Source organism: Marivirga arenosa (genome assembly GCF_030503875.2).
In the GTDB taxonomy this organism is placed as follows: Bacteria; Bacteroidota; Bacteroidia; order Cytophagales; family Cyclobacteriaceae; genus Marivirga; species Marivirga arenosa.
On the sequence record NZ_CP129968.2, the window covers coordinates 1,614,516 to 1,627,652 of the forward strand.

10 protein-coding genes are annotated in these 13,137 nt (G+C 33.4%); 5 read left to right on the forward strand and 5 right to left on the reverse strand.

The genetic code is table 11. The features are described 5' to 3' along the window. The first annotated feature begins 66 nt into the window (after positions 1-66). Positions 67-1,974: an ABC-F family ATP-binding cassette domain-containing protein gene (locus QYS47_RS06970; protein ID WP_322348168.1), complete on the forward strand. Its 1,908-nt coding sequence runs from the start codon at positions 67-69 to the stop codon at positions 1,972-1,974. Positions 1,975-1,989: 15 nt separating this feature from the next. Here QYS47_RS06970 and QYS47_RS06975 read toward each other — a convergent pair whose 3' ends face one another. The 5 genes from QYS47_RS06975 to QYS47_RS06995 all read right to left on the reverse strand — a co-directional run bounded on the left by QYS47_RS06975 (position 1,990) and on the right by QYS47_RS06995 (position 6,892). Further along, positions 1,990-3,765 carry a tetratricopeptide repeat-containing sensor histidine kinase gene (locus QYS47_RS06975; RefSeq protein ID WP_322348169.1) on the reverse strand — a complete coding sequence of 592 codons (1,776 nt, stop codon included), beginning with the start codon at positions 3,763-3,765 and terminating at the stop codon, positions 1,990-1,992. A gap of 147 nt (positions 3,766-3,912) precedes the next feature. Then, positions 3,913-4,275: a hypothetical protein gene (locus QYS47_RS06980; protein WP_322348170.1), complete on the reverse strand. Its 363-nt coding sequence runs from the start codon at positions 4,273-4,275 to the stop codon at positions 3,913-3,915. Positions 4,276-4,497: 222 nt separating this feature from the next. After that, positions 4,498-5,643 (reverse strand): hypothetical protein, encoded by a 1,146-nt coding sequence (locus QYS47_RS06985; protein ID WP_322348171.1) that lies wholly within the window; start codon positions 5,641-5,643, stop codon positions 4,498-4,500. Between the two features lie 18 nt (positions 5,644-5,661). Continuing rightward, positions 5,662-6,327, reverse strand: coding sequence for a hypothetical protein (locus QYS47_RS06990; protein ID WP_322348172.1), 666 nt, complete (start codon positions 6,325-6,327; stop codon positions 5,662-5,664). Further along, positions 6,314-6,892, reverse strand: a complete 579-nt coding sequence (locus QYS47_RS06995; RefSeq protein WP_302099666.1) for an RNA polymerase sigma factor — start codon at positions 6,890-6,892, stop codon at positions 6,314-6,316. The genes QYS47_RS06990 and QYS47_RS06995 overlap by 14 nt, the downstream gene beginning before the upstream one ends. A gap of 310 nt (positions 6,893-7,202) precedes the next feature. Here QYS47_RS06995 and QYS47_RS07000 point away from each other — a divergent pair, with 310 nt between their 5' ends. The 4 genes from QYS47_RS07000 to QYS47_RS07015 all read left to right on the forward strand — a co-directional run bounded on the left by QYS47_RS07000 (position 7,203) and on the right by QYS47_RS07015 (position 13,128). Further along, positions 7,203-10,439 (forward strand): S41 family peptidase, encoded by a 3,237-nt coding sequence (locus tag QYS47_RS07000; protein WP_322348173.1) that lies wholly within the window; start codon positions 7,203-7,205, stop codon positions 10,437-10,439. A 175-nt stretch (positions 10,440-10,614) separates the two neighbouring features. Continuing rightward, positions 10,615-11,349 carry a LiaF transmembrane domain-containing protein gene (locus tag QYS47_RS07005; protein WP_322348174.1) on the forward strand — a complete coding sequence of 245 codons (735 nt, stop codon included), beginning with the start codon at positions 10,615-10,617 and terminating at the stop codon, positions 11,347-11,349. Between the two features lie 7 nt (positions 11,350-11,356). Continuing rightward, a complete protein-coding gene (locus tag QYS47_RS07010; protein WP_322348175.1) occupies positions 11,357-12,397 on the forward strand; it encodes a sensor histidine kinase in 1,041 nt (346 codons plus the stop codon). Continuing rightward, the gene (locus QYS47_RS07015; protein ID WP_322348176.1) at positions 12,394-13,128 is read left to right on the forward strand and encodes a LytR/AlgR family response regulator transcription factor; all 735 of its coding nucleotides are present in this window, start codon (positions 12,394-12,396) and stop codon (positions 13,126-13,128) included. The genes QYS47_RS07010 and QYS47_RS07015 overlap by 4 nt, the downstream gene beginning before the upstream one ends. The last annotated feature ends 9 nt before the right edge of the window (positions 13,129-13,137 follow it).

Genomic DNA, 13,137 nt, shown 5'->3' on the forward strand with positions numbered 1-13,137 from the left:
TTAAATATTATAGAAGTATTTACTGTAAGGATTTTATACTGTGAAAAACTGATCTAATTTTGCAGTATGCTTTCGATTAACAATTTAGATTATTACATAGGGGATAGAGCATTATTCAATAATGCATCTTTACACATCAAACCCAAAGATAAGATTGGTTTAATTGGTCTTAATGGTCAAGGTAAATCTACACTTCTTAAAATTATCAATGGGGATATAACACCTGATAAAGGAGAAGTACAAATGAGTAAAGATTGTACAATCGGTTTCCTTAATCAAGATTTACTATCCTTTCAATCTGATGAAAGTATTTTGCATGTTGCCATGCAAGCATTTAAAGAAGCTTTAAAGTTGCAGGATAAGATTGACGGCATTTTGAAGAAAATGGAAGAAGATTATTCTGATGACTTAGTTGATAAATTAACGAAAGCACAAGAACAGTTTGAGATGATGGAAGGCTACAGCTTACAAGCTAAGGCTGAGGAGATATTGGAAGGGATTGGTTTTAAAACTGAAGATTTGAGCCGTCCGCTGAAGACATTTTCAGGTGGATGGAGAATGAGAGTTATGCTAGCTAAACTATTACTGGAGAAGCCTTCATTATTAATGCTAGATGAGCCTACTAACCACCTTGATCTGCCCTCAATCCAATGGATTGAAAATTATTTAAAATCATATGAAGGGGCATATATTATAGTTTCGCACGATAGAGAATTCCTAAATAGAACGATTGACATTACGGTTGAGGTTGATCAGCAACAATTGAATTTATATTCAGGTAATTATAGTTTCTATCAGGAAGAAAAAGCATTAAGAGCTGAATTGCAGCAAAATGCTTATGAAAATCAACAGCAAAAAATAAAGCAGACTGAGCAATTTATTAGTCGATTTAGGTCAAAAGCTACAAAAGCAAAGCAAGTACAGTCTAGGGTAAAAGCTTTAGACAGAATGGATAAAGTAGAGGCTGTTGTGGATAATAATGCTACCATTAATTTTAGCTTTAAAATCAATAATAAGTCGGGTCGTCACATTGTGAGACTGCAAGATATTTCTAAATCATACGGTGATATAAAAATATTAGAACATGCTGATGCTCATATTGAAAGAGGCGATAAGATAGCCTTGATTGGGGCTAATGGTAAAGGTAAATCTACTTTACTACGGATTATCGCTGGGGAAGAAAAAATTGAAGGTAAGCGAGAGGAAGGCTATAATGTAGAGTTTGGATTTTTTGCGCAGCATCAGCTTGAATCATTAAACATACAAAATGAGATTTTAGATGAATTGAAGCAAGCAGGGAGTGATAGAACTGAAATGGAATTACGAAATCTACTGGGTTGTTTTCTTTTCAGAGATGAAGAAGTGTTTAAGAAAATAAAAGTATTATCGGGAGGTGAGAAGTCTCGTGTTGCATTATCCAAAACCATGATTTCAGACGCAAATTTCTTGCTATTGGATGAGCCCACTAACCACTTGGATATGCAATCTGAGAACATATTGATTCAGGCACTACAGCAATATGAAGGTTCTTTTATAACCGTATCTCACAACAGATATTTTGTTTCTAATGTAGCCAATAAGATTTGGTGGATAGAAGATTATCAAATCAAGGAATATCCTGGTACTTATGAAGAATTTCAAGATTGGTTTGCCAAAAGAGAGGCTGCTAAAGCAGAGGAAAAAGCTTTTGAACAAGAGTTAAAGAAAGAAGAGAAAAAACAAAAGCAAAGCAAACCGAGACATAACCCAGAAGACGCTGAATACAAGGCTAAACAGAAAGAATTAGGCAAAATTGAAATTCAAATTGAAAAGCTAGAAGTTAAAAAGAGTAATTTAGAAGAAGAATTAGCAAAACCTTCAGTTTATGGTAATCCTGATAAATTATTTGAGGTAAACCAAAACTTTGATAAAGTAAGTAAAGAGTTGGAAGAGTTGACTAATCAATGGGAAGCCTTAGCGATGGAAATAGAGTGAATCTAAAAAATTGGACTACTTTTCATATTTCGGTAAGTAAATGTGAAAAGTAGTTCCTTTATCAATTTCACTTTCAATTTCTATTTTTCCCTTATTAATTTTAACAAACTCTTTCACTAGTTGTAGGCCTAACCCAACGCCTTTTTCACCTTTTGTTCCCTGACTGATTTGAAAGTTATCTTCATTCAGCAACAGATCGACTTTATGTTTTGGCATACCAATCCCACTATCTTGAACTTTTATACGAACAAATTTATTCTGTTCCTCTGCCATTACATTTACCTGTCCTTTATTATCCGTGAATTTTAATGCATTACTAACCAAGTTTCGTAATATAGTTTTAACACTATTGACATCAGCCCACAAATAGGCTTGATCAGGAACAGTGGTACGTAGTTTTATCTGTTTACCTTCAGCCATATTAAAAAATAAATCTTCTAACTCATTAACTATAAGTTTTAGTTCTATCTTCTCAGGGTGATAGGGAATATTTCCTTGCTGCGTAACTGACCAATCCAACAAATTTGAAAGTAGGGACGATAAATTACTGATGGATTTATCAAATACTTTATGGATGTCATTCAAATCTTTGAGGTCCTGATTATCTATACTCATTTTCATGATGGTAGATAAGCCCTTGAAAGAATTCACAGGTCCCATTAAGTCATGGGCAATAATGGATAAAAACTTTTCCCTTGTTTCATTTATGGCTTCCAGTTGATCTCTTTGAGCTTCCGCTTCTTCCTTTCTTTCCTTTAAGATTAAATTGAGTGTATGCCTTTTTCTGCTGTTACGATAATATAAAAAGCTGACTAAGCCTAATAATACTATTATAACTGCCATAGAGATGAAAATGATATATTGCGTTCTTTTCTCGCTTTTTAATAGAGCAATCTCAGCTTCTCGTTTGTTGACTTCATATTCAGTTCTTAAATCTGCTATTTCCCGTATTTTTTCTTCACTATTGATGCTGTCTCGGTAAATTAGGTACTGACTTTGATGAAAATATGCTTTTCGGAAATCATTTTGGGCACCATATAATTCAGATAATTTCAGGTTAGCATCACGAATTTGCTCTTTTAATGAATGTTCTTCAGCTATTTTTAGACTGTGCTTTGCATATTCTATTGCACGTTCTAAATCATTGTTTTCTTTGTAGATATCAGCAAGGTAGGTATCGTAAACTGCAATAGGGTAAAAATCCTCCAATTTCTCCAAGATTGCCGATGCTGAGTCCATCTTTATTTTAGCTATTTGATGTTCACCTTTTTGAGCATGCACCAAGCCCATATTGCCAATAGTATAGGCAGTACCCATCAAATAATCAATTTGCTGGAAAATTATGGCAGATTCTTCAAAATATAAATTGGCTGAATCATATTTTCCGAGGATTCTATAAAACTCTCCTGTGTTCATCAGGCTTTTAGCCAAATTAGTTGAGTCGCTTTTTGTTTTGCCTTTCCTTAAATAATTTATTCCTAATTTGTAATGCTTAATTGCTTTGTCATAGTCTTCACTAACTCGGTACAAAGTGCCAAGAGAACTATATATTAATGCAATTCTTTTGTTGTCTCTTTGTTTTTCAGCTTCTCGTAATCCCTGTATATAATGTGAGAAGGATTTTTCCAAATCACCTGTTTTCTTATATATATGGCCCAGCTGGAGATTGGTTTTAAATAACCACCTGCTATTTTCTAAGGTAGCGGCTTTGTCATATGCTGCTTTTGCGTACTTAAGTCTTACTTCTGGTGAAAGTGTTGCGTTTTTAAATAATTCCTCAAAAATTTCCAATTGGATAGAGTCATTTTCAAACTCCCCATTTTGCAATAGTTGTTGTAGACTATCTGCACTTTGGTATTGAAACCCAAGAAGATGGTTAGAAAAAAAAGAAAGCCTATTAAAAGATAAGCTTTCTTGTTGACAATAGTAAATGGAAAATTAGCCATCGTCTTCCACTTCCAGTTCAGGATCGTCCACAAATGACTCATTCCCAATTTTGTAAGCGATAGAATAAGATTCATTTCCTTTTGCATTTTTGCTAACAGTACCTTTCCAATCTGACGCAGGATCATTAGGATTTACAGGTGCAGGATCTGCTGAAAAAATATCTTGACTATTCTGCTTTGCAGTAATTCCCGTGATTTGGTCTATTCCTCCATTGGGAACTAACTTCCATGTAACAGTATCGCCAGGTTTTACATTGGTGGTGATGTTGTCTTTACCTGAGTGCCCTTCATTATCCGTTAAGTAAAGGTGATTATTTCCTTCCTGTTTACTGATGTTTATGATTTCTGTTGACATATATTTTGTTTTTTTAGATGTGAAATTATACAATTTCGATTCTAAGTTTAGAGAAATTTCATCAATATATGTCAATTTAGTTTTATGTATTTGATTAAGTATTCTTTTTTGAAGATGAAAGGCTTAAATCATTCTTTGTAGCTTTACCTATATTTAAAAAAAAACAAAAAAAACAGCGCAGATAATCCCACGCTGTTTTTAAAATTTAAATTTAGTTTCTTCTTAGAATATAACTCCAAATGAGATTGCTCTTAGCGGATAATCAGCTTCAGGCCCTCTGTCTTCTATAAATATAGGGCTTAGATCATAAGTAGCAAACAAATCGATTCCTTTCCATCCAATTTGAGCCTTAACTCCATATTTCCAGTTGTTAATGTAGAAGTTATTTTTTACTACATCCTTACCATTGTCATTATATTTAAATTTTGATTTACTCCCTATTCTATAACTCCCAAAAGGACCAGCTCCGAATCTAAAAGCATCACTACTTTTTCCGAGATGAAACATCGGGATGAAGTTCAAATTCAAATATGTAATATTCAGTTTGCTTCTCTCTGGGCTTATGTCTGGCCTTGTTACTTCAGTATCTACAAGATCAACTTTTTCACCCCCTTTTGTGATTTGATATCTGTTGTCAGATAGCGCGAAATTGTTCCATTGTAAGCCAAACTGAAACTTAAACCTAACATAATCTCCTGTTCTGAATACATGATTAGAATGAATTCCATAAGTCCAAGAGGTAATTGGATCTAGGCTATACTCTTTGTTATCATTATCAGGAAATTGGTTATTATTATTCAGGTAATTATTAAGTCCTATTGAGAATTCTATATCATTATCGTAGCCAAAAAATGATTTACGTTTTTTAACAGACTTCTCTTTGTTAAAAGCGGTATCAAACTCATCATCATCATTATCATCAGATGAATAATTCATGCTTCCATTTTTGGATTGATCAAAGATTCTACCAATTGCAAAAGGTACTTCTGCATTTTCTCTGTAATCTCTTATGAATCCTATACCTGAGTCAGGAATATCTGTAGTGGAAGCGGTGCCAGAAAAACCATCATTACAGTCTACTTCAATAGTTATCGCCTCAATTTCCCCTGATATAATCTCTAGGTTTGTATACTTTAAATCAATATTTCTTTTATCGGCTTCTTCTTTAAATTCATCTAATTCAGCTCTAGATGTTGATTTAAAAATCTTTACAGTAAATACGCCTTCATTTATGAAATCAGTGTCAATTGAGGCTTGATCTAAACTTAACTTTTGCTGCTTATTTTGTGCATTAAAGCTTTGTCCGTAGGCCATTACATTTAAAAGACCTAAACAAACGATTAACGAAATTTTTATAATATTTTTCATGACTGTTCTGTTTCTTTGTTAATTACTTTGTTTTTTATTGAGTTGAAATGCTGAGGCAAATAATTCGCTTTTTGCATTTCTCAAGTCTGCTAAACTGAATTCACTGGCCAGCGATTTAAGTTTATTATTACTCTTGCTTATTATATTCTGATTATTGTTTTCTGCGTATTGATAATTGATTTCAACTATTACTTTATTTTCATGCTTAATTGGAGATAATCTCAACTCAGGTATTAAATCTGTACTGATGTCAGCATTAGTGGACTCAATTTTTTCAATAGAAGCCATTCTGATAAATTCTTCTTTTTTCAGCTCAAGCTTTTCCAGCTTAGGTTGACTTTTGTTTACTTTACTAGAATTACCTATCACTTCAACTGTATTGGTAGATGTGGTTTTCTGCAATTCCGGAACCTCTACCTTATCAACTTGAGCTAGATTAATTGCTGATTTATTTAAATCAAGCTTAGCAAAGTTTTTATTTTGTTGAGAGTTATAGTTGTACACTATTCCAAAAGAAAGAACTAACAGTATACTTACACTAGCTGCTATCATCCATGGGAATCCTTTTTTTTGTTTATTCCCCTTTAAATTCGCCTGTATTTTAGCAAAAGCATCAGCTGATACTCTATCGCTATGACGCTCTAGTTTTTGCTTAAATAATTGATCTATCTTATGAGTTTCCATGACCTATTGCTATTTCTTGTTCCATCTCTGCTAAGCGCTTTTGTAAAAATGTTCTTGCTCGGCTTAACTGAGATTTCGATGTATTTTCATTAATATTTAATTGTTCAGCTATCTCCTTATGAGAATAACCTTCAATGGCATAGAGGTTAAAAACTGTTCTATACCCAACCGGTAGTTCCGATATCATTTGCATTAAATCTTCAGTTTGCAAATGATCTTCCATTGCGTCATAATTCGGTAAATGATGCGCTTCTTCTATATCCATATTGAGTTGCATATTTTTATGCTTTCTCAAATACTGTAGCGATTCATTTACCATGATGCGTTTCATCCAGCCTTCAAAATTGCCTTCACCTGTATATTGATTTATTCTCTCAAATATTTTGGTGAAAGCTGTGATCATCACACCTTCAGCTTCAAGCATGTCTTTTACATACCTTCTGCAAAGGCTTAGCATCCTTCCGGAATATTTATCAAACAAGGCTTTCTGAGCACTTGCTTTCTGCTTAATACAGCCTGCTATTAAGTCTTCTTCCGTTTTAGATTTGTTGATAAACACTTTCATTATTGCTGGTTACATCTAGAAGATGCAAGTAAGTTATGATCGGTTGCGTGGGTAGTTGATAATTTTTAGAAATTTAGTGTTTTTTTACATGATAATTAAATGTAATCGTTCAAAAAGCTTTCTTATTTGGTTTATAGGCCTATTTTGAATATTGTATTGACACAATTTTTTTTTATTAACTTTTATCATCAAGGTGATTTAGGACGGATTTTTATTCTCCGGTTTTAATCTTTATAAGTCATTCATGTAATTCTAATATATATTTTGATATGAATTAATTAGATTGATATCAAAATTAAAATTTCTCACTATGAAGAAACTTACATTAATTCTAGCGCTAGCTTTAATTACCTATCATGGCTTTAGCCAAGGTACAATGTTGTTAAGGCAACCCACTATTTCCAACGAACATGTAGTATATGTTTACGCCAATGATCTTTGGAAAGCTCCCATATCAGGTGGGGATGCCATCAGATTAACCACCAATGAAGGTTATGAATCATCCCCTCATTTTTCTGATGATGGAAAGTGGATTGCATTTAGCGCCCAATATGATGGTAATACTGATGTATATGTGATGCCTGCTGAGGGGGGTTCTCCTAAAAGACTAACTTTCCACCCTGATTCTGATTATGTTCAAGGCTGGTCACCAGAAGGGGACATAATATTTAGAACTGGAAGACAGGCGCATCCTACTAAAACATCACAGTTATATACAGTAAAAGCAGAAGGTAGCTTTCCTCAACCCTTAATTGATATAAGAGCTGCATATGGAGAAGTATCAGCTGATGGAAAGCATTTAGCCTATACTCCAATAACTTCTTGGGATCCAGAGTGGAGGAATTATCGTGGTGGCCAGGCAATGCCTATTTGGATTCTGAATTTGGAATCAAAAGAATTAGTACGAACCCCCCAAAAAGATAAAGAAAGACATTTAGATCCAGTTTGGGTAGGAAATAAAGTGTATTATCTATCTGAAAGAGATTACGTTAGTAATATTTGGAGTTTTGATATTTCCTCTCAGGAAGAAGAACAAATTACATTTCATAAGAAATTTGATATTAAAAGTTTAGATGCTTTTGGAGATCAGATTGTGTACGAACAAGGTGGATATCTTCATTTACTTAATACTGCTGATAAAAGCACAAAACAGTTGGAAATCAATGTAGCAGGAGATTTAAATTTCAGCCGTGAAAGATGGGAAGATGTAAATGCGAATAATGTTACAAATCCGAATTTATCGCCTAATGGAAAGAGAGCGATATTCGAATATAGAGGTGATATTTTTACATTTCCTAAAGAGGAGGGGAGTTGGAGAAACATCACACAAAGCAGTGGTATTGCTGATAGATTTCCTATTTGGTCGCCAAAAGGAGATAAAATCGCATGGTTTTCAGATGAAAGCGGAGAATATCAATTGGTAGTAGCTTCTCAATTTGGAGAGAATAAGAAATCGTATCCTTTAAAGAATCCTACTTTCTATTTCACACCAGACTGGTCTCCGGATGGAAAGCATATTAGTTATACCGATACCGATTATAACTTATGGTATATCAATATAGAAAATGGAGCTGTTAAGAAAGTAGATACAGATGGATATGCTCATCCTAATAGGACAATGAATCCTAATTGGTCTCCTGACAGTAGGTACATTGCTTATGAAAAGCAGCAGGATAGTCATTTTAAAGCGATTTTTATTTATGATATTCAAACTGGTAAAGCAACACAGGTTTCGGATCCTTTAGCAGATGCAACCTCACCTGTATGGGATCAATCTGGAGATTATCTTTATTTCTTAGCAAGCACAGATTACGGTCTAAATTCTGGCTGGTTAGATATGAGTTCTTATGACCCATCTATTACAAGAAGCCTTTATGCTGTAGTACTTTCCACAAATGGGACAGCACCTAATCTTCCTGAAAGCGATGAAGAGGATGCTAAAGCTTCAACAGATGAAAAGGATGATAAAGAAGACAAGGATGAATCAAAAGCCATTCAAATAGATTTTAATACTATTCAAGAAAGAGTTGTCGCCTTAAAATTAGATGCTCGTAATTATCAATTTATTAAATCTGCTCAGGCTCACAGCTTATATATAGCGGAGTCTATTCCTAATCAAAGAGGTTTGAAAGTACATAGCTATGATGTGAAAAAGGAAAAAGCGGATGATTTTGCTGAGGGAATAAGCCAGATGGTATTATCAAAAGATGGTCAGCATACCTTATTTCAGCAAAATGGTAGCTGGAGTATTACTTCAACCAAAGGAAAAGCTAAACCAGATGATAAAATTTCAGTATCTGCGTCCATGAAAGTTAATCCTAAGGCAGAATATGCACAAATTTTCAAAGAAGGATGGAGATTTATGCGTGACTTCCTGTATGTAGATAATGTACATGGTGCACCTTGGGATAAGGTATATAGTTGGTATCAACCATGGGTGAAATATGTGAATCATAGAACAGATTTAAATTATTTAGTTGATATTTTGAGTGGTGAAGTTGCTATTGGTCATTCCTATGTTTCAGGTGGAGATATGCCAGATTTAGACAGAATACCTGTTGGCCTGCTTGGAGCTGATTATGAAATAGCAAATGGATATTATCGCATAAAAAAAATATATGATGGAGAGCATTGGAATCCTGATATAGAATCGCCTCTCGGGTTGACAGGTCAAAATATTAATGTAGGAGATTATATAGTGGAAGTGAACGGTAGAAGGTTAACAGCAAATGATAATATTTATGATCTTTTTGCTCAGACTTCTGGTAGAGTGGTTTCTTTAATGGTAAATGATAATGCTTCAATGTCTGGAGCTAGGAGAGTATATGTGAAACCAGTATCTAGTGAATATAGATTAAGATATATTGATTGGGTTGAGGGGAATAGAAGAAAAGTAGATGAAATGTCAAATGGGAAACTGGCGTATGTATATATTCCAAATACGAGCGGTCCTGGATTTACTAGTTTTAACAGATATTATTTTGCTCAGCAAGACAAAAAAGGAGTAGTCTTAGATGAAAGAAATAATGGAGGAGGTTCTGCTGCAGATTATATGATTGATATCTTAACTAGAGAACCTATTGGTTATTTTAATAGTAAAGCAGGAGATAATCGTCCGTGGACTTCACCAATTGCAGGTATTTGGGGACCTAAGGTGATGATTATTAATGAAAGAGCAGGCTCAGGTGGTGATTTACTTCCTTATATGTTTAAGAAAAAAGACATTGGTCCATTGGTTGGAACTCGCACATGGGGAGGATTAGTAGGGACATGGGATACACCTCGATTTATTGATGGAGGTAGAATGGTAGCGCCAAGAGGAGGTTTTTATGATACTGATGGAGAATGGGCAGTAGAAGGCGAAGGTATAGCTCCAGATGTTGAAGTGATTGACGACCCTAAAATGGCATTAGAAGGTAGAGATGCACAATTAGAAAAAGCAGTGGAGCAAGCATTAAAACTATTGGAAACGGAAGAGTTTAATATGAAGGCAGAACCGGAAGCACCGGTTAGATGGAAACGACCAGAAGGCTGGGATAAAGATTGATAAGCATATTTAAATTCAACAAAAGAGCATTAGATAATCTGATGCTCTTTTTTTTGTGGCAATTTCACCGGATGAATTCCGCTGTTCACCTAGTTTTTTCATGCTACAGCCTAGAATGATTTACAATAAGTAATCATTTACTCTATTATTGTATCGAACTTAAATCTTAATATAGATGGAAAATAGAAATCGGTATTCAGGAAAGAATAACTTCTCCTTTGGTTTTATTCTACTCTTCATTGGTAGTGTTTTATTATTAGATAGACTTGATGTTATTAGCTTTAGCTGGGTCTTTAGTTGGCCGTTTATCATGATTGGCTTTGGTGTATTTTTACTAATACGGCATGAGGGAAAGAATTTATTTGGTGTATTTCTAATCCTCTTTGGGACCTTCTTTTATCTCAGAAGAGAAAATTGGATACCCGATGAATATTATGAATTTATATTACCAATTGGGATAATAGCAGTTGGTCTGTATTTGATTTTGAATAGGCGATCTAAAGGTTCTTCGGATGAATTCTCTGATGAGGAAAAAAAAAGCTTTGAATCATCAGATCCTCAAATAGTGAATAGTGATTATATCAAAGCTGAATCAGTATTTGCAGGATTACAAAGAAGGTTAATAACTAAAGACTTTAAAGGTGGTAAAATTACTACAGCTTTTGGAGGTGCAGATATTGACTTGTCGAAGGCTGAAATAAAGGATAAAGCGGTCTTAGATGTTGAAGTTATTTTTGGAGGTTTAAAATTAATTATTCCACCTCATTGGGAAGTTCAAGCAGATGTAAGTAATGTCTTTTCTGGCATAGAAGATAAAAGAGCGTTTCCTTCTATTAATGAAAGTGATAAAAAAACACTTTATATTAAGGGCTCAGTTAGTTTTGGCGGACTCCAATTTAAATCTTATTAAATAAATTATGATAATTAGTTTTCTTCATCAGCGGAATAATGCATGGCTTAAACTAATTATCATATTTCTATTATTATTGTCACTTTGCACGTTACTTTTCATGTATTATGGGCAAAGTTTATGGGCATCTTTAATTGATAATTCCATATTCAGTTTATTGCTTTTTTCAGCATTTATCATTTTAGAAAATGTATTTAAGAACTATATACCTACAGCTAAAAACCGCATATTAGTTTACATTATTCCACTTGTAATTTCTATTGCTATATTGTTTTTGGGAGATTTCATACTTCAAAAATTTGCTATTTCTTCAGAAATAAATCAGGATTTTTTGGATCAAGTATTTGTTTTAAGAGCCTTTATAATTTCTATAATTTTAGTTTTTTACACAGTTTTAATTAACATAAATGCTAAAATAAAAGAACAGAAAGAGATTGAAGAAAGAGAAAATAAGATTCAGCAATTAGCGAAAGAATCAGAATTATATCAGCTAAAACAGCAATTACAGCCTCATTTTTTATTCAATAGTTTGAATTCTATTAGTGCCTTAATTAATCAAAAACCAGAAAAGGCGCGAGAAATGACTTTACAGCTTTCTGACTTTTTGCGAAACACAATTAAGAAAGAAGCCAATAATTGGATTACTGCGGAAGAGGAATTGAAATTTTTAAAATTATTCACTGATATAGAAAATGTCCGCTTTGGTCATAGGTTAGCAATAAAGTTTCAATTCAATGATGAGCTTATGGAAATGAAACTTCCTCATTTATTGATTCAGCCTATATTAGAAAATGCTATTAAGCATAGTTTGTATACTCTAGAAAATGATGTTGAAATCAATGTTTTATTTGATCAATATCAAAATAATTTAAGAGTAAGGATTACAAATCCATATGATTCAAAAGTTGGACAGGCAAAAGGAAGTGGATTTGGACTTGATGCAGTTAATAGAAGGCTTTTCCTTATTTTTGGCAGATATGATTTATTAAAAATTACAGATCAAGATCAGACCTTTATGGTAGATTTAACTATCCCTCAACAAAAATGAAAAGAACCATAATTATTGATGATGAACCACTTGCAGTTAGCCTTGTAGAGGAATATCTACAAAAGCATACTGATTTTGAAATAGTAAAAACCTGTAATAATGGTTTTGAAGGAATAAAAGCCATTCATGAGTATAATCCAGATTTAATATTTTTGGATGTTCAAATGCCAAAAATTAATGGTTTTGAGATGCTTGAATTACTAGATGAAGTTCCTTCAGTAATTTTCACTACAGCCTTTGATGAGTATGCTTTAAAAGCCTTTGAAGTTCATGCTGTTGATTATTTATTAAAACCATTTTCACAAGACCGTTTTGATTCTGCATTAAATAAGTATAAAGAAGCGAATCACGCAAAAAATATTTCTAAGCTGATAGAGGATGAAAATCTACTCCAGAAAGAATTCCTTAATCGAATAGTGCTAAAGGAAAAAAATGATATTAAAATCATTCCTGTTGAGGAGTTAATATTTTTGGAGGCTAATGATGACTATGTAAATATTAACACTAATGACGGGAAGTTTTTAAAGAATAAGACCTTAAGCTATTTTGAGAATAGTCTTGATCATAAAGTCTTTGTTCGAGTTCATCGCTCTTATATTGTAAAGGTAGCTGAAATCACTAAAATTGAGCATTATAAAAAGGATAGTTATATCGTGATTTTAAAATCAGGTGAGCAAATTCCAGTCAGTAAAACAGGTTACCCAAAACTAAAAAATGCTTTAGGGTTATAAAAGAGGCCA